This is a genomic window from Pseudomonas sp. Leaf58 (assembly GCF_003627215.1).
In the GTDB taxonomy this organism is placed as follows: domain Bacteria; phylum Pseudomonadota; class Gammaproteobacteria; order Pseudomonadales; family Pseudomonadaceae; genus Aquipseudomonas.
The window spans coordinates 3,005,486-3,029,938 of sequence record NZ_CP032677.1; the positions used below are offsets into that span (position 1 = coordinate 3,005,486).

Here is a 24,453-nt window from a genome sequence, read left to right on the forward strand (position 1 = left end):
TCCCATGCAACTGCTGACCCTCCCCCCTTCGCCGACACTGGCTACCTCGATCCGGGCGACCGCACAGGTCTTCGAAGACCCTAGATCGCAGGCGCTGCTCGCCCACTTGCAACAGGTCGCCCCCAGCGAGGCCAGCGTCCTGATCATCGGTGAGACCGGCACAGGCAAGGAGTTGGTTGCACGCCATATCCACAATCTCAGTGGCCGGCGCAACGGCCCCTTCGTCGCGGTCAACTGCGGAGCCTTTTCCGAATCGCTGGTGGAGGCAGAACTGTTCGGCCACGACAAAGGCGCCTTCACCGGCGCCCTGGCGGCCAAGGCCGGCTGGTTCGAGGAGGCCAATGGCGGCACGCTGTTCCTCGACGAAATAGGCGATCTGCCCATGGCCATCCAGGTCAAGCTGCTGCGCGTGTTGCAGGAGCGCGAGGTGGTACGCCTGGGCTCGCGCAAGAGCATCCCGATCAACGTGCGCGTGGTCGCCGCCACCAACGTGCAACTGGACAAGGCCATCGGCGCCGGCAACTTCCGCGAGGACCTCTACTACCGCCTCAACGTCGTCAGCCTGCAGCTCTACCCGCTGCGCGAACGGCCAGGCGACATCCTGCCGCTGACCCGCCACTTCATCAAAACCTACTGCAACCGCCTGGGTTACGGCGAAGTGCGCCTGTCCCCCGAGGCCGAGCGCAAGCTGGTGAGCTACGACTGGCCTGGCAACATCCGCGAGCTGGAGAACGTCATCCACCACACCCTGCTGGTGTGCCGCAACGGCCTGGTGCAGGACGACGACCTGCGCCTGTCGCACCTGCGCATCGAGCGCCAGGAACAGCCACAGGTCTTGCCCGTGGAGAACGCCGACGAGCAATTGCTACGTGCCTTCCACCGCTTGTTCGAGGAGCAAGCCGGTGGCCTGCACGAGAAGGTCGAGGACAGCCTGCTGCGCGCGGCCTATCGCTTCTGCCACTACAACCAGGTGCACACGGCCAGCCTGCTGGGGCTGAGCCGCAACATCACCCGCGCGCGGCTGATCGCCATCGGTGAGCTGGTCGTCAATCGACGCCGGCCGCAGACGCAGGCCCATCCCGATCGGGCCGTGCAATTGTCAATCTGATAACGAACACGCCAGGCCTGCCCGTACGTGCGCTTCCGAGCAGGAGCCGCAGGCCCTTCCAGACGCCCAACCGCACAAGGATCGATTCCCATGAGCCTGGATATCTTCTGGTTCTTGCCCACATCGGGCGACACCCGCTACATCGGTCACTCCGCCAGTGGCCGCCCTGCCACCAATGCCTACATGCGGCAGATCGCCGTGGCAGCCGACCAGCTCGGCTACGACGGTTTGCTGATTCCCACCGGTGCCAGTTGCCTGGATCCGTGGGTCACCGCTGCCAGCCTGGTGCCGGTCACCCAGCGCATCAAGCTGCTGGTGGCCCTGCGCACCTCGCTGGGCAATCCCACCGCTTCCGCGCGCCAGGCCGCCAGCCTGGATCAAGCCAGCGGTGGGCGCCTGCTGCTTAACGTGGTGCCCGGCGGCGACGCCACCGAGCTGGAGGCCGATGGTGTCTTCCTCGCCCACGACGAGCGCTACGCCGCCTCTGACGAATTTCTCAGCATCTGGCGCCGCCTGTTACAGGGCGAGAAGGTCGATTTCGACGGCACACACCTCAAGGTACGCGGCGCGCAGAACTTCTTCGAATCGGTGCAGAAGCCTTACCCGCCGCTGTACTTCGGCGGCTCCTCCCCTGCCGCCCACGAACTGGCGGCCAAGCACGTCGATGCCTACCTGACCTGGGGCGAGCCACCCGCCGCCGTGGCCGAAAAAATCGCCGACGTGCGCGCCCGCGCCGCCAGGCTCGGGCGCACGGTGCGCTTCGGTGTGCGCCTGCATGTGATCGTGCGCGAAACCAGCGAGCAGGCCTGGGCCGCCGCCGACGAGCTGATCAGTCACCTGGACGATGCCACCATCGCCGCCGCCCAGGCCAACTACGCCAAGATGGACTCCGAGGGCCAGCGGCGCATGGCCGCGCTGCACGGTGGCGAGCGCAATAAACTGGAGGTCGCGCCCAACCTCTGGGCCGGTGTCGGCCTGGTACGCGGCGGCGCCGGCACCGCGCTGGTGGGCGATGCGGAAACCGTCGCCGCACGCCTGCTGGAATACGCCGACCTTGGTGTCGACAGTTTCGTGCTATCCGGCTACCCCCACCTGGAGGAAGCCTATCGCTTTGCCGAACTGGTGTTCCCGCTGCTGCCTGGCAAGGGCAGGGTCACGGTCGAGGGCGCCTTCACCGGCGGTGCATTCGACGTGCGCGCTGGCAAGGAGAACGTCGCATGAAGGTCATCGACCTGCGCTGCCGTCCGGCCTATTTGCATCCGTTCTTCGGTGGCGTGCCGGGCTCGCCTGAGCACGCTGTCGCCCGCTGGCTCAATCGCCGCGTCGGCACCCGTGGTGCAGATAACCACTTCGAGCGCTCGCTGACGCCCGAAGGCTTCCTTGCCGAAGTACGCGAGGCGGGCCTGCACAAGGCCGTGGTAGTCGGCCGCCATACGCCGAGCCAGCACCTGCCTAACGATACGATCCACGGCATCGTCGATGGCCACGACGAACTGCTCGGCATCGGCTCGGTGGATCCGACAGTGCAAGGTATCGACGGCGCACTCAAGGAAATCGACCGCGCCATCGACCTGCTCGGCCTGGCCGGCATCGACCTGGAACCCGGCTTCGCCGAGCCGGCGCGACACCCGGACGATCTGCTCTACTGGCCGATCTACGAGCACCTGCAACAGCGCGGTATCCCACTGTTCTTGATGAGCGGGCCGACCACACCGAACCCGAGCCACAACGACCCCGCGCGCCTGGCAGCCGTGGCTCGCGCCTTTCCGGCCCTGCAGATCGTGGTCTACCACGGCTACTGGCCCAACGTGCAACAGGCTATCGGTGTGGCTTTCCGCTACGAGAACATCCACCTGGTGCCGGACATGTACCTGTTCCTGCCCGGCAGCGAAGGCTACGTACAGGCGGCCAACGGTTTCCTCGCCGAGCAATTGCTGTTCGGATCGTCCTACACCTTCCGCCCGATCCGCCAGAGCATCGAGGACGCCCAGCGCCTGGGGCTCAAGGACGAGGTGGTGGAGAAGTTCTTCAGTAGTAATGCCCAGCGCTTGTTCAAGCTTGGCTAGGCGCGCTACGACAAGTGCTTGAGGGAGCGAACTGGCCGAGGCATGCGCCTCGGCCAGCCCTGCTGCATCAGCCTTCCTGGTTGCAATCGCGCGGGGTGATGCCCTTCTCCTTGGCGTACGTGTGCGATGACGCCTCGATGATCGGCCGCAGCAGCGCGCGGTCGGCCTGCACCCAGTCGCTGATAAGGTTCCATTTCTGCCCGTCCCACTGCTGGAACCGCACCGCACCGCCACCTTCGTGGTCGGAGCACGACAGTTTCAGCGGCTGCACCAGGCCCTTGGCGCCGAGGGCCTGCAGGCGTGCGTCGTCCAGGTTGAGGTGCTCGAAGCCCCAGCGCACCTGCTCGCCAGTCAGAGGCTGCTGACCGAACTTTTCCTGCGCCAGGCGCAGCGCCTCGACGTTGAGGATGCCGTTGACCACCCCGAGGTTGTAGTACACCGTGCCGAAGCGCTTGGGATCGGCCAGGTCACCCTGCCCCTTGTCCACCACCTGCTGCTTGATACCCTGCAGCACCGGGAAGCCGGTGCCGGACGGGTGCGTGGTGATGGAGATGAAGCCCTTGGCGGCGGCACCGGCCGGGGCTGCATCCTCTTCCGAGTTGCTCCAGATGTTGCCGATGATGTGATCAGCAGGGAAACCGACCTTCTGCGCGGTCTTCAGCGCCACCGGGTTCATCACGCCCCAACCACGCAGGATCACCCAGTCCGGTTTGAGCCGGCGAATGTTCAGCCACTGCGACTGCTGCTCGTTGCCCGGGTGCGGCACTTCCAGCAGGGTCAACTCGAAGCCGTACTTGTCGGCCAGGGTCTGCAGCACCTCGTTGGTTTCCTTGCCGTAGGGCGAGCCGTGGTACAGGGTGACGATCTTCTTGCCTTTCAGGCCCTGCTCACCGCCGGCTTGCTGGGCGATCCAGTTGACGATGGCCGACACCTCCGAATAGGGGTTCAGCTGCAACGGGAAAACATAGGGAAACACGCTGCCATCAGTGGAGTCGGTGCGCCCGTGGTTGATGGTGATCAGCGGCAGCTTGTCGGCCGTCGAGCGATCCAGGGTGGCGTAGGCAATGCCCACCGACAGCGGGTTGGTGGCGGCAGCCGGCGCGCCGTTGAGGCCACCCTTGAGGCGCTCATAGCACTCCACGCCCTTCTCCACCACGTACTCGGTTTCGCACTCGCTCCAGGTCAGCTTGACGCCGTTCACGCCGCCGTTGGCGTTGACGTACTTGAGGTAATCGATGAAGCCGCCAAAGAAGCCGGTACCGCCGGCGGCATACGGGCCGACGCGGTAGCTCTGCAGCGGAAAGTATTGTTCGTTGGCCGCGTGCACGTTGAGTGCGCCCGCAGCGAGACTCACGGCCAGCGCCAGGCGGCCGAGGACGGATCGGGTGGACATCGTGATTATCCTTAGCAAATCAGTGGGTAGTGTTGGGGTGCAGGCGGCCATCCGCCCGCTGCATGGGTTCGCTCAGTAGCGCAACGGCCAACGCCGTGCGCGCTCGCGAAAACGTTGCCAGAGGCGCGCCAGGCCCTCCGGTTCCTTGATCAGGAAAACGATGATCAACGTGCCGAAGATGATCTTCTGCAGGTTCTCCACCTGCCCGGCATCGATCAGCCCGGCTGGCAACAGCGCAGCCAGGTTCGACAGCAGGACGGGGAACAGCACGATGAACGCGGCGCCGAGGAAGTTGCCAAGGATGCTGCCTAGGCCGCCGATGATGATGATGAACAGGATCTGGAACGAACGGTTCAGGTCGAAGCCATGCGGCTCCACCGTGCCCAAGTAGGTGAAAGCCCAGAGCGAACCGGCGATGCCGAGCAGGAAGCCGCTGATGGCGAACGCCAGCAGCTTGGTCTTGAGCAAGGGAATGCCGATCACCGCAGCAGCGGTATCCATGTCGCGCACCGCCATCCAGCTGCGCCCCAGCTCGCTGCGTACCAGGTTGGCGCCCAGCCAGAACAGCGCACTGACCACTGCAAGCGTCAGCAGGTAGCGCCCTGCCGGCGACGACAGGTCATGGCCGGCCACCACCAGTGGCGGTGCGCTGATCACCCCGGAGGCGCTGTCATTGCTGAACCAGCTGAAACGCGTCAGCGCCCATTGCACGAAGAACTGCGCCGCCAGGGTCGATACCAGCAGGTAGAAGCCCTTGATGCGCAGGCTCGGCAGGCCGAAGAGGATCGCCACCAGCGCCGCCACCAAGCCGCCGAGCAGCAGGCTGGCGAGCAGTGGCAGGCCCGCCACGCGCAGCTCGAAGTTGTAGGCGGCAAAGGCGCCCACTGCCATGAAGGCCGCCGAACCCAGTGACAATTGCCCGGCATAGCCGGTCAGCAGGTTCAACCCGAGCCCTGCCAGCGACAGCACCAGAAATGGAATCAGGATGGCGCTGAACCAGTAGTCGTTGCCCAACAGTGGCACGCCGATGAAGGCGAACACTAGCCAGGCTGCCAATGCCAGGCGATCCTGGCGCAGGCGGAAGAACCGACGGTCATCGGCGTAACGCAGGCTGAACTGGCCAGCTTCTCGATACAACATGCTCGACACTCCTCAAACCCGTTCGATGGCGCGCTCGCCGAACAGCCCGGCCGGACGGACCAGCAGGAACAGCAGGGCCAGCACATAGGGAAACCAGTTTTCCAGGCCGCCACCGATGATCGGCCCGAGGTAGACCTCGGCAAGCTTTTCCGCGGCCCCGATGATCAAGCCGCCGACGATCGCGCCCGTGATCGAGGTGAAACCGCCGATGATCAGCACCGGCAAAGCCTTGAGTACCACCAGCGAGAGCGAGAACTGCACCCCCAGGCGCGCACCCCAGAGCAGCCCGGCGACCAGCCCGACGAAACCGGCGACGGCCCATACCACTGCCCACACTTTGGGCAGGCGGATGCCGATGGCCATGGCCGCACGCGGGTCGTCCGCCACCGCACGCAATGACAGGCCAATGCGGGTACGGTTGAACAGCAGCGACAACAGCAGCACCAGGGTTGCCGCCGTGGCGGCGGCGAACAGGTCGAACTGCGACAGCAGCAGGCCACCCAGCTCAAGCGGCTCGTCGCTGATGCCCAGCTCAAGGCCATGCACCTGGGCACCCCACAACGCCTGAGCGGCGCCTTCGATGATGTAGGCAAGGCCCAGGGTGGCCATGAACAGGGTGATCGGCGAGCGGCCGACCAAGGGGCGCAGCACGGCGCGCTCGATCAGCAGGGCCAACAGCACCATCGCCGCCAGGGTGACGAGAAATGCCAGCCAGAACGGCACGCCGCGCTCCAGCAGGCTGACGAAGGTCAGCGCGGCGAACAACACCATCGCCCCTTGGGCGAAATTGAACACACCGCTGGCCTTGTAGATCAGCACGAAACCGATGGCCACCAGGGAATACATCACCCCGGCCAGCAGGCCACCCATCAACACTTCGAGAAAGAACTCCATGGAACGCTCCTGTACTCGGGCTAGGCCGCGGCTGGGCGCACGCCCAGGTAGGCGGCGATCACGTCAGGGTCATGGCGAACCTGATCGGGCGTGCCGTCGCCGATCTTGCGCCCATAGTCGAGCACTACCACGTGATGGGAAATATCCATGACCACGCCGATGTCGTGCTCGATCAACACCACGGTGATGCCGAACTCGCGGTTGATCTCAACGATGAAGCGGCTCATCTCGCGCTTCTCCTGTGCATTCATGCCGGCCATCGGCTCGTCGAGCAGCAACAGGCGTGGCTCGGCGGCCAGCGCGCGGGCCAGCTCGACGCGCTTCTGCAGGCCGTAGGGCAAGGTACCGACGACCTCGTCGCGCCATGGCTGAATGCGCAGGAACTCAATCACCCGCTCGGCGGCGGCACGCTGGCGGTCGTCTTCGGCGGGTGCGCGGCCGAAACGCAACGCCTGTTCCAGCCAAGAGCTGCGACGCTTGAGGTTGCGCCCGGTGAGCACGTTGTCGAGCACGCTCATGCCCTTGAACAGCGCGATGTTCTGGAAGGTACGCGCGATGCCGCCAAGGGCCGCTGCGTGCGGCTGCATCGCCCGCCGCTCCTGGCCGGCGAAACGAATGCGCCCCTGCTGCGCCTGGTAGACGCCATTGATGATGTTCAGCAGCGAACTCTTGCCGGCGCCATTGGGGCCGATCAGCGCGCAGATCTCCCCATCGGCGACGCTGAAACCGATATCGGTGATGGCCTTGACGCCCTGGAACGACAGGTTGATGCCTTCCAGCTCGAGCAATAGAGGATTCGACATGGGCAGCACTCACGCAGGCTGAACCTGGCCCTGCGGCCAGGCGGTGGATGGGCGCAGGTGTTGCGCGGCCTGCCACTGCGGGGCTTCCGGCCAGGCCCGTGGTGCAACGCCAAGGGCGGCGAAGAACGCTTGGGCCTCAGCTGGCAAGGCCTCGCCGACCAGCAACGGCACTCGAGTGCGGCTCAGCCCCAATACATCGCGCAGCGGCCGGCGTAGCAGCCAATGGCCAAAGCTGTTGCGCAGCACCCCGTCGCGACCGTCCAGGGCCCAGTCGAGCCAGCGCCGGAGCAGGCTGCCGGGCAGCGGCAGGCGCTGCTGCGCCTCTCCAAACAGCCGGCCGTAGCTGTCGTGGGTACCGAGCACCAGGGTTGGGCCCAGCTCGCGGCGGTCGTTGTCACGGGTCGCCAGGCTTTCCGGGAAATTCAGGCGAAACCCGGCCAGCAGCCAGGGCGCCAGCAGGTAGCGCGCCTGCCCGCTGGCGGCGAAGCTACGCGCCGCCAGGGCTTCCTCGGCCGAGCTCAGGCGTTCCTGTTCGATCAGGCGCAGCCCTTCATCGAGCAGTTGCGCGTGCCTGAGCCAATGCTGCTGGGCCTGCCCGGCTTCCAGGCGATGGAAGCTGAACGCAGGGAGCTCGCCACGGGCCAGGATCGGCAAGTCACCTTGCAGCGGCTGCGCGACCAGGCTGGCGTAGCCATCCACGCCGGATGCCGACAGGCCACGCGCATCGGCGTAGAACAGCAGGCGGGGGCTCAGGCCCGCCTGGCGCACCCGTTCGACCTCCTCCTGGCCCTCGGCGAAGACGAAAGCACTCCCCAGTTCACGCAGCAAGGTCACCTGCTCATCGCCTGCGGCCAACGGGTCGAGCAGTGCCGCGACACCACCCAGCCACTGCGCCGCCAGGCTCGCCAGCAACGCCTCGGGGCGTGGCCGGCTGAGGATCACCAGGCTGTCACCAACCGCAAAACCGGCTGCGCGCAGGCTCGTGGCCAGCCCCTGAACCTCGGCCAGCAGTTGCCTCCAACTCCGTTGCTGCCACAAACCCAGGTGCTTGTGGCGCAGCGCTACATCACCTGCGCGCTGGCGCGCGCGGGCCAGCAGGCTGGCCGGCAGGTTGTCCGCGAGTTCCTCGTGCATGGTGGGGCGCCTCAGGCCAAGGCCAATGATGCGGCCTTCGCCTGCTCCAGTTCGCGCACCAGCGGCAGTACATGCTTGCCGAAGTACTCGACCTCTTCCTGAAAGTGCAGGAAGCCGGAGAGGATCAGATCAACGCCAATTGCCTTGAGCGCGACGATGCGCTCGGCGATTTGCCGTGGCGTGCCGATCAGGTTGGTCTTGAAGCCGTCGTTGTACTGCACCAGATCCTCGAAGGTGGATTTGGCCCAGTTGCCCTCGCCTTCGGGGCTGGCCGAGCCAGCATTCTTCACTTCGCTGCCGAAGCCGTTGACCGCTTCCGGGTCGGCTTTGGCGATGATCTCCGCCAGCACCGCGCGGGCTTCTTCCTCGGTGTCGCGGGCAATGATGAAAGCGTTCACCCCGATCTTCACCGAATGGCCGTTGGCGGCCGCCTTGTTGCGGATATCTTCGACCTGAGCCTTGATCCCCTCGACGGTGTTGCCGTTGGTGAAATACCAGTCCGATACCCGTGAAGCCATGTCACGCGCGGCTCGCGAGCTGCCGCCCTGGAAAATTTCCGGATGCGGGCGCTGCAGCGGCTTGGGCTTGAGGCTGTAGTCGTGGAAGCGGTAGAAGTCGCCGTGGAAGCTGAAGTTGTCCTGGGTCCAGATACCCTTGAGGGCACGGATGAATTCCTCGGAGCGGCGGTAGCGCTCGTCATGGTCCAGCCAGGGCTCGCCGATGGCACGAAACTCTCCTTTGAACCAGCCGGACACCACGTTGATGGCGACACGACCACCGGTAAACTGGTCGATGGTCGCCAGTTGCTTGGCTGCCAGTACCGGCGTCCACGGCCCTGGCAGAATCGCGGCGATCACCTTGAGCTTCTCGGTGGCGGCCAGCAGGGCGTGGCTGATCGTCACCGACTCATGCTGATTGTCAGCGCCATAGCCAGCCGTGAAGCGGATCTGCGACAACGCGTACTCGAACCCGGAGCGTTCGGCGATTTGCGCTAGTTTGCGGTTGTAGTCGATGTCCCAATGGGTACGTTGCTCGATCTTGCTAACGACGAGGCCGCCGCTGACATTGGGTACCCAGTAGGCAAATTTGATCGGTTGGCTCATGACGATATCTCCTGTTGCACGGAAAGTCAGGCCGCCGTGGCGACCGGGATCTGGAAGAAGGTGTTGACGGTATCGAGTACCCGCTCAATGCGTTCGAACTGCGCGGGCTCGGCCAGGCGATGCTGGTCGAAGGCCTCGACGCTGGCGTACAGGCCATACGGCAGGGTGTGGGCCTGGAAGAAGGCGAACAGTGGGCGTAGCTGGTGATCGATCATCAGCGCATGGCGCTCGCTACCACCGGTGGCGGCCAGCACGACCGGCACGCCCTTGAGTGACTGATGGTCGACCAGGTCGAACAGATGCTTGAACAGGCCGGTGTAGGACGCCCGGTAGACCGGGCTGCCGACCAGCAGCAGATCAGCCTGCTCGATCGCCTGCAGATGCGGTTGCAACGCGGCAGAGGCGCTGTCGCGCTCGAGCGAGCCCGACAATACGTCGGCCAGCGCGGCGATACGCACCCAATGCACGTCCAGGTTCGGCAACCTTGCCTGCAACCTTTCCACCAGGGCCTGCAGCAGCCCATGAGTACGTGATGGCGCACGCAGGCTGCCAGAGACCACCACGACTTTGATAACGCTTGCGCTCATGTACATCCCTCCTGCCCGTATGGGCTACGTTCGGGAGTACCTGAGCAGCAACCGTGCCACCCAATAAAAGTCTTTTAAATCAATACGTTGATCGATGTATCAAACAGCTCTTGCTGCACCTGCGCAAGCAAGCTGTTGAATGAATGACCGCCAGGCAACAGTGACGCCAGGAAGCCCAGCTGACCGCCTGGCAACAACCGTTCAACAGGCTGTTGCCAGCGGTACAGCCTGAGTGTCGGCGAGAAAATACAAGCCACTGATTTAAAAGGTTTTTTTGGAAAGGCACAGAGTTTGCGAGGGCACCACGGTCCGTAATCGCACCAATCGAGGAGAACCGCGATGACCGCTCAAGCCCATGTGCCACATCTATCTACCGGCACCGACTACCCATCCCTTGCCGCCCGCTTCCGCCCGGTCTTCGCGCGTATCGCCGAAGGCAGCGTGGAGCGCGAACGCACCCGCAGTCTGCCCTTCGAGCCCATTCGCTGGCTCAAGGAAGCCGGCTTCGGCGCCGTGCGCGTGCCCATCGAGCACGGCGGTGCGGGGGCCTCACTGCCGCAATTGTTCCAGCTACTGATCGAGCTGGCCGAAGCCGACTCCAACGTGCCGCAGGCGCTGCGCGGGCACTTCGCCTTTGTCGAGGATCGTCTCAATGCCCATGCCAGCGCACCGCAGGACGTCTGGTTCAAACGCTTCGTCGAAGGCGATCTGGTGGGCTGCGCCTGGACAGAGGTAGGTGCGGTGAAAATTGGCGACGTCATCACCCGTGTCTCGCGCCAGGGTGACCAGTGGGTGGTCAACGGTACCAAGTACTACAGCACCGGCAGCCTCTTTTCCGACTGGATCGACCTGTTCGCCCGCCGCGACGACACTGGCGCCGACGTGATCGCGGCAATCCGTACCCAGCAGCCCGGCATCACCCAGAGCGACGATTGGGATGGCTTCGGCCAGCGCACCACCGGCAGTGGCACCTCGGTGTTCGAGAACGCGGTGGTCGAGGAAGAGAACATCTTAGACTTCGCCACCCGTTTCAAGTACCAGACGGCCTTCTACCAACTGGTGCTGCTCGCCGTCATCGTCGGTTCAGGCCGCGCAGCTGTGCGCGACTTCAGCCAGGAAACCGGCAAGCGTTCGCGCGTGTTCAGCCATGGCAATGCTGCAGCAGTCAGTGAGGATCCACAGGTGTTGCAGGTTATCGGCAGGGCTTCGGGGCTGATCTATGCCGCCGAGGCCGGCACCCTACGCGCCAGCGAGGCCGCGCAGCAGGCTTACGTGGCGCGCTTCGACAATGACGAAAGCGCCGAGCGCCAGGCTAACATCGCCGCCGAGCTGGAGTCGGCCCAGGCCCAGGTGGCCGCCGTGGAGCTGGTGCTGCGTGCCACCAGCGACCTGTTCAACACCCTGGGTGCGTCCGGCACCAGCACCACCAGGCAACTCGACCGCCACTGGCGCAACGCCCGTACCGCCGCCTCGCACAACCCGGTGATCTACAAGGAACGCATCATCGGTGACTGGCACGTCAATGGCAGCGAACCGCCCTATGTCTGGCAGATCGGCGGTGGCGCCAAGCAGCGCTGAAAACACCTCTCCACGCCCGCTGCAATCACGCCCACCCCGAGCCCGGCTCGCGGGTGGGCGTATTTTTTCAGCGCGCCACTAGGGCCAAAGGCCGTGCCTGATGACCTGTTCGTGCAGCAGCAGCACTTACGAAATCTGCCTCCCACGAAACACTCCACAAAAGAAACATTTCCTTTTATTTCAGCAACTTAGAGAGTGGCACGAAAGATGAAAAGAGGACTGTGCCACGCCAACCGAACGCACGGAGGCGGCATCGACCTCACACTTCGAAAGGAAGCCATGCATGCGCCTCTCCGCACCCTGGTCCCGCCCTGCTCTGCTCGGCGGTCTGCTCCTGGGGCTCAGCGCCCCAATACTCGCTGCCGAGAGCCCCTGGCTGATTCGCGCCGGCATCAGCAAGATCGTCCCGACCTCCGACCCCGGCAACATCACCCCCGGCAAGATCGACATCGACAACGATACCGGGCCGAGTTTCAACGTCGCCTATTTCTTTACCCCCAACCTGGCGCTGGACGTCCTCGGCGGTTTGCCGTTCAAGCACAACATCCAGCTCAACGGCGGCAAGGTCGGCAGCACCAAGCACCTGCCGCCGATCGTATCCCTGCAATGGCACTTCGCACCGGGTGCCAAGGTGCGCCCCTTCGTCGGTGTGGGGCTGAATTACACCTACTTCTACGACGAGCACCTGGACAACGGCGCCAAACTTGAACTCTCCGACTCTTGGGGCGCCGCGCTCCAGGCCGGCCTCGACTTCGCCCTCGACAAGCAGTGGAGCCTGGGCGGCGATGTGCGTTACGCCCGCATCGACAGCAACGTGAAGATCGACGGGCAGAAGGTCGGCAGCGTCGACGTCGACCCGTTCATTTACAGCCTCAACCTCGCCTACCGTTTCTGAAGGAACCCATCAATGAGCGAAAACCACCTGCAGCAGCGTGATGAAACCATCGTGCTGCGCCAATCCAGCATCCCAGCCCACCGTCTTGGCAGCGAGCGCGAAGCCATCGCGGCAGCGCACGCCCTGGCACAGGACTTCCGCCGCGAAGCCGCCGCCCGTGATCGCGAACGCCGCCTGCCCCTGGCGGAGCTGGAGGCCTACTCGCAAAGCGGCCTCTGGAGCATCATCGTGCCCCAAGCCTATGGCGGCCTGGGCGCCAGTTACCGCACCGTCGGCGAGGTGTTCAAGATCATCTCGGCAGCCGACGGCTCACTCGGCCAGTTGCCGCAGAACCACTTCGTCATTCTCGCCCACATCGGTTTCGACGCCAGCGAGGAGCAGAAGCGTTTCTTCTTCGACCTCGCCCTGTCCGGCGCACGTTTCGGCAATGCCTTCTCCGAGCGCAATGGCAAGCATGTCGCGGACTTCCAGACCCGGATCACCCACGCTGGCGACGACTACCTAGTCAACGGGCAGAAATTCTTCTCCACCGGCGCCCTGCTGGCGCACTGGATTCCCATCGTCAGCGTGGACGATCAGGGGCGCCCGCACCTGGCCGTCGTGCCACGGGAAACCGAAGGGCTCAAGGTGATCAACGACTGGTCCAGCTTCGGCCAGCGCACCACGGCGAGCGGCACGGTGCTGATCGAGCAGGTCCGCGTGCCGGCCAGCCAGGTGGTGCCGATCTGGCAAGCCTTCGACCGCCCCACGGCTGGCGGGGCGATCTCGCAGTTCATCCAGGCGGCCATCGATGCAGGGTTGGCCCGAGGAGCGTTGGCCGACACCCTGGACTACGTGCGCCGGCATACCCGCCCCTGGATCGACTCCGGGCTGGACAAGGCCACCGATGACCCTTACATCCTCCAGCAACTGGGTGATCTACAGATTCGCCTACGTGCCGCCGAGGCCGTACTGGACCTGGCGGCGGACGCCATCGACCTGGCGCTACGCGAACCCAGCGAAGAGAGTGTGGCCGAGGCCTCCATCCGCACCGCCGAAGCCAAGGTGCTCACCACAGAGGTGGCCATCCTCGCCAGCAACCGCCTGTTCGAACTGGCCGGTACCCGCTCCACCCTAGAGGAGTACGCCCTCGACCGTCACTGGCGCAATGCTCGGGTACATACCCTGCACGACCCGGTACGCTGGAAATACCACATCATCGGCAACTACCTGCTCAACGGCATCAAGCCGCCGCGCCATCCCTGGAACTGAGCGCGGCCCTGGCCGGGCGCAGGGCTCGGTCAGGGCATTGCTGCAGAGGTCGGTGCCTATCAGCCGGCCTTGCCGCCCAGGTAGAAATGCTGGATGTCTTCCTGTGCCGCCAGCTCGGCGGCGGCCCCCTCACCCACCACCCGGCCGTTCTCCAGGATGTAGGCGTAACTGGCATGCCGCAGGGCGACGTTGATGTTCTGTTCGGCGATCAGAAAGCTCATCCCTTCCTGGGCGTTGAGCTGGGCGACGATGGCAAAGATTTCCTCGACGATAATCGGTGCCAGGCCCATCGAAGGCTCGTCGAGCAGCACCAGGCGTGGCGTGGTCATTAACGCGCGGCCAATGGCGAGCATCTGTTGCTCGCCGCCCGAGGTCAGCCCGGCCTGTGCCTTGCGCTTGGTCTTCAAACGCGGAAACCAGGCGTAGATACGCTCCAGTTGCTGTTCCAGCTCGCGCCGCGTTGGGTTACGCAGAAAGCCGGCGCAGCGCAGGTTCTCCTCGATGGTCAGGTGAGCGAATACATGCCGCCCCTCCAAGACGTGGACGATCCCCTCGCGTGCCAACGCGTGGGCCGCGACACCGGCGGTGTCCTGCCCCTGAAAGCGGATTTGGCCACGGCTGACCTGCGCACGGTCGGCCTGGACCAACCCGGAGATCGCCTTCAGCGTAGTGCTTTTGCCAGCGCCGTTGGCGCCAAGCAGCGCGACGATATCGCCCTGCCCGACCTGCAGTGAAACCCCGGCCACAGCGAGAATAGCGCCGTCGTAGATTACTTCGATGTCGTTTACCGCCAGCAGCGCTTGGTGCGCGGCGGGTGCAAGAATCGCATGGACCATGGATGCCTTCCTCGTGCAGCGCTCTCGGCGCCCGTTGATCGTTGGTGTTCGGCCACCGCGCTGAGGCGTTGAGGTGGCAGGAGGGGCCAGGTCGATACGCCCAGTAGCAAACTATCCGAGCCACCCCGCAGCACCGACACAGGATCCATGCCAAAAAATAAAAAGCTTTAACAACAGTCGCTTACAAAAAAACAAAACAATAGAGATGCCTGCCTGAGGACAGCGCTGCTGAACGACTGCCCAGCCACGAACAGTTGCTCGCGCCAGGCAAATGTTCAACTGCAAGAGAGCTGCCTTGCCGGATAAGCGATCTGAACCGCGCTTGGTTTTCCTCGGTCACAAATCGAAACGCAATCAAGTGGGTGGCGTGCATGATGGATGACTGGATCGACTTTCTCGAATGGCCGGCGATGGCCCTGACTGTGGCCGCCGCCTGGTGCATTGGCTCGCGGCGGCCCGGCCGGCGCAAACTTGGGTTCTGCTGTTTCATCGCGAGTAATGTGCTGTGGGCAGCCTGGGGCTGGCAGGCGCAGGCCTGGGCGCTGATCATTTTGCAGGTCTGCCTGTGTGTCATGAACCTGCGTGGCTGGAAAAAGAACACGGCGATGGAGCCGGGCTGAACTGAGTGCCGTGCTTGTTCATCCTACTGCGCCAACCGTTTCTCGCATCACAGGCCTCATTCAGCCTGTACCATGCCTGCCCGCCACACGCCCGGCACTGTCGAAGGGCAAAAAGCCGCACAGGGTGCCTGTGCGGCTTGGTCAGTTACTTCTTGATGATGTTGTGCTCTGGGCCGTACGGGAACTTGGTGATGTTTTCACTGCCGTGCTCATTGACGATCAGGATGTCATGTTCACGGTAGCCGCCAGCACCGGGCAGGCCCTCGGGCAGCATGATCATCGGCTCGATCGATACCACCATGCCGGGCTCGAGTACGGTGTCGATGTCTTCACGCAACTCTAGGCCTGCCTCGCGACCGTAGTAGTGGCTCAGCGTCCCGAACGAGTGGCCGTAGCCAAACGTGCGGTATTGCAGCAGATCGTGCTCCAGGAAGATCTCGTTCAACTGCAGGGCGATATCGCTGCAGCGCATGCCGGGCTTGACCAGTTTCAGGCCCGCCTCATGCACCTTGACGTTGACTTCCCAAAGGCGCAGGTGTTCATCGGAGCAGTGGTCCAGGAAAAGCGTCCGTTCCAGCGCGGTGTAGTAACCCGCGATCATCGGGAAGCAGTTGAGGCTAAGGATGTCGCCCTTGTTGACCTTGCGCGACGTCACTGGGTTGTGGGCGCCGTCGGTATTGATGCCGGACTGGAACCAGGTCCATGTATCCATCAGCTCGGAGTCCGGGTAAGTACGGGCGATTTCACGCACCATCGCTTGGGTAGCGTGCAGCGCCACTTCGTACTCAGGGACCTGATCACGCAGGGCCTCCACGACCGCTGCACCACCGATGTCGGCAACCCGGGCCCCCTGCCGAATGATCGCGTGTTCCTCAGCCGACTTGATCATGCGCATGCGCATGCACGGCGCGGCGATATCCACCAGTTCGGCCTGCGGATAACGGCTGGCCAGTTTGTCGCGGTTCATCAGGTTCAGGTGGTCGAACTCGATGCCGATACGCCCAGCCTTGGGCAGTGCCTGCTGAATCGCGACAAAATAGTTATCACGCTGCCAGTCGGTGTAAATGATGTTGTCGGTACCGACCGTACGGCGCCATGGCTGGCCACCATCGATGTTGGCGCTGATCGACACGACCGCTTCCTGCGTTACCACCAGTGCATAGGGGCGGCCGAACGAGCAGTAAAGGAAGTCGCTGTAGTAGTTGATATTGTGGTAGGAAGTGAAGACCGCAGCATCGATATTGTTTTGTGCCAGGTAACTGCGCAACTTGGACTGACGGTTGGCATATTCCTGTTGCGAGAACGTTGGCTTAACTTTTTTGCCGTTCTTGATCTGAATGGTTGTTGGCATTTGCATGTCTTCTATTCCTTGGTAGTGAGCAGCAGAGAGGCCCAGTTATCGGTGCCACTGGTGATCATTCGACCAGATAAACCGAATGCTTTTTTGCGCGAATCCGACCCGTAAGTGATCAGATCCGTCGCCCTGCAAACGAGGCTAAAGGCTGCGAAGGCGCAGAAAATCTGCACCGAATTTCAGGCGTCGTTGTTTGAAAAGGCGGTTTGGCTGCAGGGTACTCGCCACGCGTTCCCGCGCGCGCGAGCAGCACCTTTTATTGGGGTCTATGGCGATAGCAGGCAGAAAACCAACAACGCAGTGGGCAGGCTATATGCGGGGTTTTAAACCCTGCAGTGCGGGCCCGTTGCAGTCGCGCCCATTGCAGGCGCAAACCCCGGCAACAGAGGGTGACGATTCAGTGTGCGCGGTGCGCGAACAAGCGTTCAACAACGGGCCGCGAAACCCCGATCAGCGCTGCCAGTTCGTTGATTCCAAGTAGGGGGTAGGTAGACGGCGTGATCAACGCCAGGGTCTGCTGGACCTGTTCCGAAACGCGACTCGGCGTATGCACATACCGGATGTGACCGGCAGGCAGGTCTGCCTGATCGGCAACGGGGGGCAACAACCACGTCACCTGCCCCACCGAGCGGCGCATCGTCGGCCTCGATACACGGTGGCGCGGTTGTAGCGCGCCTGTGCCTGAACCCATTTCATCACCGCGGCACACAATCAGTACATCCAGTGGTTTCGCCTGGCTCAACTCCACGGTGGCCGTGGCAATGCCGTTGCTCGCCTTCAACGACCAACCGCTAAGACTAAGGATCTGCCACTGGCACACAGCGCACCGGGCAACTTCATTGGCAAGGCGCAACGGCTCCAACGCGGCGGCCAACGCGTAGAAATCGAACCCTTCGCTCAACAAGAAGCCAATGCGCACGGTGCTTACCCGCTGCTGGGCGACTTCAGTTAAATGCTGCATGTACTGCCTCCTTCTTTACCCACGCAGCGTTTACTGCGAACTTCACGATTGTCCCAGCAGTTGCTTGGCCAGATATGTCAGATTTCGACCCCTAATTGCCACGCAAAATCAGCGCACGCGCATCAGCCCAGCCGGCATACACGGTCTGGCCGGCCTTCAACTCAAGCGCGTGGTAGTCCGCGTTCGGCCGCTGCACCTGCAACTCCAGGCCGTCGCGGGTTTCCAGGTAAACGTTGACCATCGAGCCGTTGAACTCCTCACCCACCACCGTGCAAGGCAACTGGCAATCGGCTGTCGGTTGCGTGGTCAGGTTGATATGTTCGGCGCCGATGCACACCGTTACCTCCTCCCCCAAACCAACCGTGCGGCCTTCAGGCACGCGTGCACGGAAGCGACCATGGGGCGAATCGATTCGAACCAGCCCTGTATCGATGAAACCAAGGGCAACCCCGGCGAAAATGTTCTTGCCACCCACGAATTCGGCGACAAAACGGTTATGTGGTTCCAGAAAGATATTCTTCGGCGAACCCATCTGCTCGACCCGACCGCGGCTCATGATCACCACCCGGTCAGCCATGGCAAAGGCTTCCGATTGGCTGTGGGTGACGTACACAAAGGTGATACCCAAGTCCTTCTGCAAACCGGTCAACACCGCCTGCATGCGCACACTCAAGTGCGCATCGAGCGCGCTGAGCGGCTCATCCAGCAGCAGGATCGACGGTTCGGTGACCAGCGAACGAGCCAAGGCTACGCGCTGGCGCTGCCCGCCGGAGAGCATACTGATGTCCCGCGTGGCGAACTCCGCCAGGTCAAGCCGTTCTAGCCATTGCAATGCTTTCTTGCGCCGCGCGGCCTTGGCCATACCGCGCATCCGCAAGCCAAATTCAACGTTTTCCACCACATTCAAAAACGGGAACAACGCCAGGTTTTGCCACACCAGCGGCGTGTCTCGTTGCCACGAGTAAAGGTCGTTGATGCGCTGGCCGTTCAAGCGAATCTCGCCTGAGCTTGGCTTGTCGAGCCCAGCCAGCATGCGCAGCGTGGTGGTTTTGCCACAGCCGCTGGAGCCCATGATCGCCACGAACTCGCCCTTGTAGATTTCCAGGTTCATCGGTTCGACAGCCACGAAACTGCCGAAGTGTTTCACCACGTTGTCGAATACCACTAACGGTTGCGTCATGTTCAAGTCCTGCATAGGCATGAAGGGTTCAACTGCGTTTGCCGTCAGCGGGCTTTTTCTGCCGGCTCATCAGCAACAGCTGCGCGAGGGTCGTCAGCGTGATCGTGGTGATGAACACGAGCGTGCCGATAGCGTTGATGGTCGGGCTCACTTGGCCTTGCAAGGTATTGAGAATGCGCACCGGCACCGTCTCGTTGAGCCCCGAGACAAACCAGGCAACCGCGAACTCGTCGAACGACACCGCCATGGTCACGAACAGTGCGGCGAAAATGCTTGGCGCTGTGAACGGCAGGATCACACAGCGCATGGCGTTCCACTGGCTGGCGCCGAGGTTCCAGGCCGCCGCCTCCAGTTGCGGGTCCATCTGCGCCAGGCGCATGCGGATAACCGCCATCGCAAAAGGCGAACACATCACAATGTGGCTGATCATCACGGCCTGCAGCTCGCCCGACAGGCCGACCCGCGACAAGAACGCCAGCATCGCCAGGCCAAGGATCACCACGGGGATGGTCGGTGGCAGCAGTGCCAGCGCCATGTACACCGACTTGCCGAAAAAGTGGTAACGGAAGTCGGTATACGCCGCAGTAAAACCGAGCAGCGTAGAAACCAACGAGACCACCACCCCGACGACCAGGCTGTTCTTGAACGCTTGCCACACTTGCGGGTCTGCTGCGATCGCCTCGTACCAGCGCAAACTGAACCCACCCAGCGGCAAGGATGGGAAACGGTCGACATTGAAGGAGAACACGAAGCTGCCAATGATCGGCGTGAGGATGAACAGGAAGACCACGGCGACAAAGCTGCGCAACATGAAGTTGATGACACGATGCTCGTTCATGCGCGCCTCCGGTAGGCATAGCGAACCATCAGGAACGCCACCATGAGCAAGGTCACGATCATCGTCGTGGCAATGACCGCCGCACGCGGCCATTGCTGCCCTGATTTGGTGGTGTCGGTAATGAGCGTGCTCAAGGTCGGCGGTTGGCCGCCACCGAGGTAAAGCGGGCTGACAAAATCGCCGAAAGTCATGATGAAACAGAACAGCGCCGCCACCACGATGCCCACCCGCGCCGACGGTATGATCACCAGAAACACCGTGCGCACACGGCCTGCGCGTAAGTTGTGCGCCGCTTCGATCAATGTTCGGTCGATGTACATCAGGCTGAACACCTGCAACAGCACCACCAGCGGCAAGCACAGGGTGAAGTAACCCACGTAACTGCCGAAGGCAGTATTGAGCATGGGCAATGGCCCTATTCCCAGCAGTGCCAGCGCGCTATTGAGCAAGCCTTGATCGCTGAGGAAGACTTGCCAGGAATAGGTGCGGACCAGGTAGCTGGTGAAAAAAGGTGTAATCAACAGCAAGATCAGCCACTGCCGGGTCGCTGCGCGAAACTTGAAGGCAATGGCGTAGGCGCAGGGGAACGCCACGACACTGATCAGGGCACAAGCACCTGCTGCCATGGCCCAGGTGTGGAAGTAGGCATCCCAGAAGAACCCGCGGCTGAACATGTAGCTCCAGTTCAGGCTTTCGAATGCCGGTTGCATGCGAAAGTTGCGGACTAACCAGAAGCTGATGGTCACCAGGAATACCAGCGGGAATACAAAGAACACCCATTGCCAGATCAGTATCGGTAAAGAAAAACTCAACCCATACCAAGGCAGGCGAAAGCTTCGCCTGCTTTGAGCAGAAGCACGCGTGTCACTGGGTTGCTCACGGGCGGGCAGCGGGGGCGATACCTTGTTCGAGATCATTACGCCGGTCCTCGTTGCGCGCCGTCAAGCGCCCTTGTATTCCGACCAAAAGTCGTTCCATTGCTCCAAGTTCTGTTGCACCGGGAGCGCGCGGTACTGGATACGTCCCTCGCGGATATCGTCCATGACGTTGCGCTGGCCCAGTACCATGCCCTGCCGTTTCGCTTCAGCCGGGTCGACTTGGTTGAGCAACGCCCAGCCGCGCTTGTTGGGTATCAGCGCTGGATAAGCCTCCATCTTCGCCGACTTAACCTGGCCTTCGGGTGAGGTGATGTATTGAATGAACTTTTTTGCCAGCTCGGGGCTACGGGCCTTTTTCGCAATGCAGTAGGATTCGGTCCACTGCAAGCCACCCTCCTCTGGCACGACGGTTTTCACCGGGGCCCCGGCACGCTGCAGAACACCGGTGATCCAGTCGCCAATGCCACACATCGCATGCACCTGGCCATTCTTCAGCGAGGCGAACGTTCCGCCATAGTCGAAGAAGCCGCCCACTTGGCTGCGCAGGCTCAAGGTTTTTTCCTGCACCTTTTTCCACTGCGCAGCATCAATGTCGTAGGGCAGACGGTTGTTATTGAGCAGGCTAACTTGCCCAAGATTCGGCAAGTGCCAATCGAAGTGCCCCACCTTGCCCTTTAGACTTTCGTCCCAGAATACCTGGTAACTTTTGACTCTGGATTCGGCCAGCAGTTGGGTATTGAAGGCAATCCCAAGAAAACCAAAGCGGACCATCACCGAATACAACTCATCCCCCTTCCAGTGGCCCGGGAAGTGTTGGAATTCTGGAAAGAAGTCATCGAACGGGTAATCCGCCGGGTCTAGTCGCTCGATATAATCGGCTGCGTTAAGTTGCTGTACATACTCGGCATCCGACAAGATCAGGTCGAATGTACCGGGTGGCGACTGGGCTATCAGCCCAAGCATGTTATCGCCGCCGGTGTAGTATTTGGCACGCACCTTGATACCGTGCTGGCGCTCGAAATCAGCCACGATATCGGGGGCGGCATGCCCGGCCCAAGCCAATATCACCAGTTCTTTTTCTGCTGCGCCCCAACTGTTGCTGGGCAGCCAGGTGCCCAGTGCTGCCGCACCGGCAAGCACGCTGCTGTTTTTGATGAATGTACGGCGTGACAAATCGGCGCGATACGTCATGAAGATATCCTCGGTAATCAAAACATGCCTTGGCACCGTCGTGTTCTCGTCACGCCTGGCCACATTTTTATCGCCTTGTTGATTACCGATTGCAGCAGATTGCCATCAGGGCGGTTTGCACTTTTCCGACCTGTAGTTTTTCAAACTCGCCCCTCGCCGCGCGGCCAGGGCCACCCAGCGCCCACGGCTACAGCTGCGGCAGCATTGGTCAACTCCAGGTCGGAAACTGACAATTCCTGCAGGTTGCAATCTGATCCAATTGCGACATCTGCTACCTGCTACAAGCCGGACGACCTCAACGATTACAAGAACATAGAGAGACCACCCGATGAACGATAGCGTAGTGATTGGCGAACTCACCTGGCCGGAGTACGCCCAGCGTGTAGCATCCGGCAGCCCGATTTTCTTACCCGTGGGCGCCCTGGAGCAACACGGCCATCACCTGTGCATGGAAGTGGACGTCTTACTACCCACTGCGCTGTGCAAGGCGGTAGCGCGCAATGTTAACGGCCTGGTACTGCCTGCCCTGGCCTACGGCTACAAGTCGCAACAAAAGTCGGGCGGCGGCAATCACTTCCCCGGCACCACCAGCCTGGATGGCGCGACATTGACGCATACCATCCAGGACATCATCAGGGAGCTGGCCCGGCATGGCGCGCGCCAGCTGGTGCTGATGAACGGGCACTACGAGAACTCCATGTTCATCGTCGAAGGCATCGACCTGGCGCTGCGCGAGCTGCGTTATGCCGGCATCACCGACTTCAAGGTCGTAGTCCTGTCGTACTGGGATTTCGTCAATGCCCCCGAGGTGATTGAGGAGCTGTACCCGGACGGATTCCTTGGTTGGGACATCGAGCACGGGGGAGTCTTCGAGACCTCGTTGATGCTCGCCCTGCACCCCGACAAAGTCGACCTGGCCCGCGCCGTCGATCATCCGCCCGCCACCTTCCCCCCCTACGATGTGTTCCCGATCATGCCTGAGCGCACACCGGCCTGTGGAACCCTGTCATCACCCAAGGGCGCCAGCCGCGAGAAAGGCGAGTTGATTTTGCGCGTCTGCACCGAAGGCATCAGCAACGCCGTCCGCGAGGCATTCAACTAAGCGTCACGACACTGCATTAATTGTCCAGAGCACCATTCGCATTAGCTGTTCACCCGCCATCTATAACAACAAGGGTAATGATAATGTCCAGCCACTCTACTCTGGCCCCCGGCCTCAAGCAGCGCCACGTCACTATGCTCTCAATAGCCGGCGCTATCGGCGCCGGCCTTTTCATCGGCTCGGGGCATGCTATTGCCGCAGCCGGCCCAGCCGCCATCCTGGCCTACATCATGTCCGGCACACTGGTTGTGCTGGTCATGCGTATGCTCGGTGAAATGGCAGTTGCCTCCCCTGATACCGGTTCGTTTTCCACCTATGCCGAACGCGCCATGGGGCGCACGGCCGGTTTTACCATTGGCTGGCTGTACTGGTGGTTCTGGGTGCTGGTCATTCCAATCGAAGCGATTGCCGCAGCGGCTATCCTGCATGCGTGGTTCCCGGCGATTGAAACCTGGGAGTTCGCACTGGCCGTTACCGCCTTGCTGACCGTCACCAACTTGTTCAGCGTTGCCCGCTATGGCGAGTTCGAGTTCTGGTTCGCCATGCTCAAGGTCATTGCCGTGCTGGGCTTCATCGCCCTGGGTGCGCTGGCCCTGACCGGCGTGCTGCCAAACCTCAGCGTCAGTGGCGTGGTCAAGCTGAGCAATGACTTCGGCGGCTTCATGCCCAATGGCATGGCTGCTGTAATTGGTGCCATGCTGACCACGGTGTTCAGCTTCATGGGCACTGAAATCGTCACCATCGCCGCCGCCGAGTCGAAAAACCCCTCCAAACAGATCACCCGCGCCACCAACTCAGTCGTCTGGCGCATGGGCATCTTCTATATCGTCTCGGTGTTCCTGATCGTCTCGATCGTGCCTTGGAACGACCCTATGCTGGTGCAGGTCGGCTCCTATCAAAGAGCCCTTGAGCTGATGAATATCCCGCACGCCAAGATGATCGTGGATATCGTCGTCCTGATCGCCGTTGCCAGTTGCCTCAACTCGGCGATCTACACCGCATCGCGCATGGTCTACTCGCTCAGCAAACGTGGCGACGGCCCGGCATTCCTTCAGCGCACCTCATCGGTCGGCGTGCCATTCGTCGCGGTACTGGCCAGCACCGCTGTAGGCTTCCTGACTACGGCGTTGAACTACTTCGCACCGGACGAGGTGTTTTCCTTCCTGCTGGCGAGCTCCGGTGCGGTAGCACTGCTGGTTTACCTGGCCATCGCGGTATCGCAACTGATCCTGCGCAAGCAGATGACCCGCCGCGGTCAGGTCATGGCCTTCAAGATGTGGTTGTTCCCTTGGCTGAGCTACGTGGTCGTCGCCTCCATCATCGGCATTCTGGCGATGATGCTGATCATGCCAGGCCACCGCATGGAAGTGCTGGCAACCGGTGCGCTGGCATTGTCCATCGTGTGCATGAGCTCGATCTTCTCGGCCAAGAAACCCCCACTGCCCAGTGCTGCAGCCAAATCCGCCTAAAACTGGCTAAGCCGCTTTCCCCTGCGAAGGCTATGCCTTCGCAGGGTTTTTCACTTTTTAGCGTCAAGCCGT

General features: G+C 62.2%; 23 protein-coding genes. 9 read left to right on the forward strand and 14 right to left on the reverse strand.

Features of this window, described 5'->3' with window-relative positions; all coding sequences use genetic code 11:
• Nucleotides 1-4: 4 nt before the first annotated feature.
• From DV532_RS13945 to DV532_RS13955, 3 genes are all read left to right on the forward strand, one after another.
• Nucleotides 5-1,108, forward strand: a complete 1,104-nt coding sequence (locus tag DV532_RS13945; protein WP_056803553.1) for a sigma-54-dependent Fis family transcriptional regulator — start codon at nucleotides 5-7, stop codon at nucleotides 1,106-1,108.
• A 90-nt stretch (nucleotides 1,109-1,198) separates the two neighbouring features.
• Nucleotides 1,199-2,329, forward strand: a complete 1,131-nt coding sequence (gene ssuD / locus DV532_RS13950) for an FMNH2-dependent alkanesulfonate monooxygenase (RefSeq protein WP_056803551.1) — start codon at nucleotides 1,199-1,201, stop codon at nucleotides 2,327-2,329.
• On the forward strand, nucleotides 2,326-3,174 hold the full coding sequence (locus tag DV532_RS13955) for an amidohydrolase family protein (protein WP_056803548.1): 849 nt from the start codon (nucleotides 2,326-2,328) through the stop codon (nucleotides 3,172-3,174). The genes ssuD and DV532_RS13955 overlap by 4 nt, the downstream gene beginning before the upstream one ends.
• 67 nt (nucleotides 3,175-3,241) lie before the next feature.
• Here DV532_RS13955 and DV532_RS13960 read toward each other — a convergent pair whose 3' ends face one another.
• The 7 genes from DV532_RS13960 to msuE all read right to left on the reverse strand — a co-directional run bounded on the left by DV532_RS13960 (nucleotide 3,242) and on the right by msuE (nucleotide 10,228).
• Nucleotides 3,242-4,567 carry an ABC transporter substrate-binding protein gene (locus DV532_RS13960; RefSeq protein WP_056803545.1) on the reverse strand — a complete coding sequence of 442 codons (1,326 nt, stop codon included), beginning with the start codon at nucleotides 4,565-4,567 and terminating at the stop codon, nucleotides 3,242-3,244.
• Nucleotides 4,568-4,639: 72 nt separating this feature from the next.
• Nucleotides 4,640-5,707, reverse strand: coding sequence for a branched-chain amino acid ABC transporter permease (locus DV532_RS13965; RefSeq protein WP_056803542.1), 1,068 nt, complete (start codon nucleotides 5,705-5,707; stop codon nucleotides 4,640-4,642).
• A 12-nt stretch (nucleotides 5,708-5,719) separates the two neighbouring features.
• Nucleotides 5,720-6,601, reverse strand: coding sequence for a branched-chain amino acid ABC transporter permease (locus DV532_RS13970; RefSeq protein ID WP_056803539.1), 882 nt, complete (start codon nucleotides 6,599-6,601; stop codon nucleotides 5,720-5,722).
• 20 nt (nucleotides 6,602-6,621) lie between these two features.
• Nucleotides 6,622-7,404 (reverse strand): ABC transporter ATP-binding protein, encoded by a 783-nt coding sequence (locus DV532_RS13975; RefSeq protein ID WP_056805344.1) that lies wholly within the window; start codon nucleotides 7,402-7,404, stop codon nucleotides 6,622-6,624.
• A 9-nt stretch (nucleotides 7,405-7,413) separates the two neighbouring features.
• Nucleotides 7,414-8,538 carry an AMP-binding protein gene (locus tag DV532_RS13980; protein WP_056803536.1) on the reverse strand — a complete coding sequence of 375 codons (1,125 nt, stop codon included), beginning with the start codon at nucleotides 8,536-8,538 and terminating at the stop codon, nucleotides 7,414-7,416.
• 11 nt (nucleotides 8,539-8,549) lie between these two features.
• The gene (gene sfnG / locus DV532_RS13985) at nucleotides 8,550-9,641 is read right to left on the reverse strand and encodes a dimethylsulfone monooxygenase SfnG (RefSeq protein ID WP_056803533.1); all 1,092 of its coding nucleotides are present in this window, start codon (nucleotides 9,639-9,641) and stop codon (nucleotides 8,550-8,552) included.
• Nucleotides 9,642-9,667: 26 nt separating this feature from the next.
• Nucleotides 9,668-10,228, reverse strand: a complete 561-nt coding sequence (gene msuE / locus DV532_RS13990) for an FMN reductase (RefSeq protein ID WP_056803531.1) — start codon at nucleotides 10,226-10,228, stop codon at nucleotides 9,668-9,670.
• Nucleotides 10,229-10,567: 339 nt separating this feature from the next.
• On the opposite strand from msuE, the gene DV532_RS13995 reads away from it, so the two are divergent.
• The 3 genes from DV532_RS13995 to DV532_RS14005 all read left to right on the forward strand — a co-directional run bounded on the left by DV532_RS13995 (nucleotide 10,568) and on the right by DV532_RS14005 (nucleotide 13,952).
• The gene (locus DV532_RS13995; protein WP_056803528.1) at nucleotides 10,568-11,806 is read left to right on the forward strand and encodes an acyl-CoA dehydrogenase family protein; all 1,239 of its coding nucleotides are present in this window, start codon (nucleotides 10,568-10,570) and stop codon (nucleotides 11,804-11,806) included.
• Between the two features lie 283 nt (nucleotides 11,807-12,089).
• A complete protein-coding gene (locus tag DV532_RS14000) occupies nucleotides 12,090-12,701 on the forward strand; it encodes an OmpW family protein (RefSeq protein ID WP_082477062.1) in 612 nt (203 codons plus the stop codon).
• Nucleotides 12,702-12,713: 12 nt separating this feature from the next.
• Nucleotides 12,714-13,952 (forward strand): SfnB family sulfur acquisition oxidoreductase, encoded by a 1,239-nt coding sequence (locus tag DV532_RS14005; RefSeq protein ID WP_056803525.1) that lies wholly within the window; start codon nucleotides 12,714-12,716, stop codon nucleotides 13,950-13,952.
• Between the two features lie 59 nt (nucleotides 13,953-14,011).
• On the opposite strand, the gene DV532_RS14010 is transcribed toward DV532_RS14005, so the two are convergent.
• Entirely contained in the window at nucleotides 14,012-14,788 is a 777-nt protein-coding gene (locus tag DV532_RS14010) for an ABC transporter ATP-binding protein (RefSeq protein WP_056803522.1), read from the reverse strand.
• A gap of 374 nt (nucleotides 14,789-15,162) precedes the next feature.
• On the opposite strand from DV532_RS14010, the gene DV532_RS14015 reads away from it, so the two are divergent.
• Complete coding sequence (locus DV532_RS14015; RefSeq protein WP_056803519.1) at nucleotides 15,163-15,408, forward strand: hypothetical protein; 246 nt, start codon at nucleotides 15,163-15,165, stop codon at nucleotides 15,406-15,408.
• Nucleotides 15,409-15,553: 145 nt separating this feature from the next.
• Here the strand turns inward: DV532_RS14015 and DV532_RS14020 are convergent, their stop codons facing one another.
• The 6 genes from DV532_RS14020 to DV532_RS14045 all read right to left on the reverse strand — a co-directional run bounded on the left by DV532_RS14020 (nucleotide 15,554) and on the right by DV532_RS14045 (nucleotide 21,810).
• On the reverse strand, nucleotides 15,554-16,765 hold the full coding sequence (locus tag DV532_RS14020; protein ID WP_056803515.1) for a M24 family metallopeptidase: 1,212 nt from the start codon (nucleotides 16,763-16,765) through the stop codon (nucleotides 15,554-15,556).
• A 394-nt stretch (nucleotides 16,766-17,159) separates the two neighbouring features.
• Nucleotides 17,160-17,723 (reverse strand): hypothetical protein, encoded by a 564-nt coding sequence (locus tag DV532_RS14025; RefSeq protein ID WP_056803512.1) that lies wholly within the window; start codon nucleotides 17,721-17,723, stop codon nucleotides 17,160-17,162.
• Between the two features lie 91 nt (nucleotides 17,724-17,814).
• On the reverse strand, nucleotides 17,815-18,903 hold the full coding sequence (locus tag DV532_RS14030) for an ABC transporter ATP-binding protein (RefSeq protein ID WP_056803510.1): 1,089 nt from the start codon (nucleotides 18,901-18,903) through the stop codon (nucleotides 17,815-17,817).
• A 28-nt stretch (nucleotides 18,904-18,931) separates the two neighbouring features.
• On the reverse strand, nucleotides 18,932-19,741 hold the full coding sequence (locus DV532_RS14035) for an ABC transporter permease (RefSeq protein WP_056803507.1): 810 nt from the start codon (nucleotides 19,739-19,741) through the stop codon (nucleotides 18,932-18,934).
• On the reverse strand, nucleotides 19,738-20,658 hold the full coding sequence (locus tag DV532_RS14040; RefSeq protein WP_056803504.1) for an ABC transporter permease: 921 nt from the start codon (nucleotides 20,656-20,658) through the stop codon (nucleotides 19,738-19,740). The genes DV532_RS14035 and DV532_RS14040 overlap by 4 nt, the downstream gene beginning before the upstream one ends.
• A 24-nt stretch (nucleotides 20,659-20,682) precedes the next feature.
• The gene (locus DV532_RS14045; RefSeq protein WP_056803501.1) at nucleotides 20,683-21,810 is read right to left on the reverse strand and encodes an extracellular solute-binding protein; all 1,128 of its coding nucleotides are present in this window, start codon (nucleotides 21,808-21,810) and stop codon (nucleotides 20,683-20,685) included.
• Nucleotides 21,811-22,138: 328 nt separating this feature from the next.
• Between DV532_RS14045 and DV532_RS14050 the strand changes: the two genes are divergently transcribed.
• Together DV532_RS14050 and gabP are read left to right on the forward strand one after the other, a co-directional pair.
• The gene (locus DV532_RS14050; RefSeq protein ID WP_056803498.1) at nucleotides 22,139-22,912 is read left to right on the forward strand and encodes a creatininase; all 774 of its coding nucleotides are present in this window, start codon (nucleotides 22,139-22,141) and stop codon (nucleotides 22,910-22,912) included.
• 83 nt (nucleotides 22,913-22,995) lie between these two features.
• A complete protein-coding gene (gene gabP, locus DV532_RS14055; protein ID WP_056803495.1) occupies nucleotides 22,996-24,381 on the forward strand; it encodes a GABA permease in 1,386 nt (461 codons plus the stop codon).
• Nucleotides 24,382-24,453: the final 72 nt, after the last annotated feature.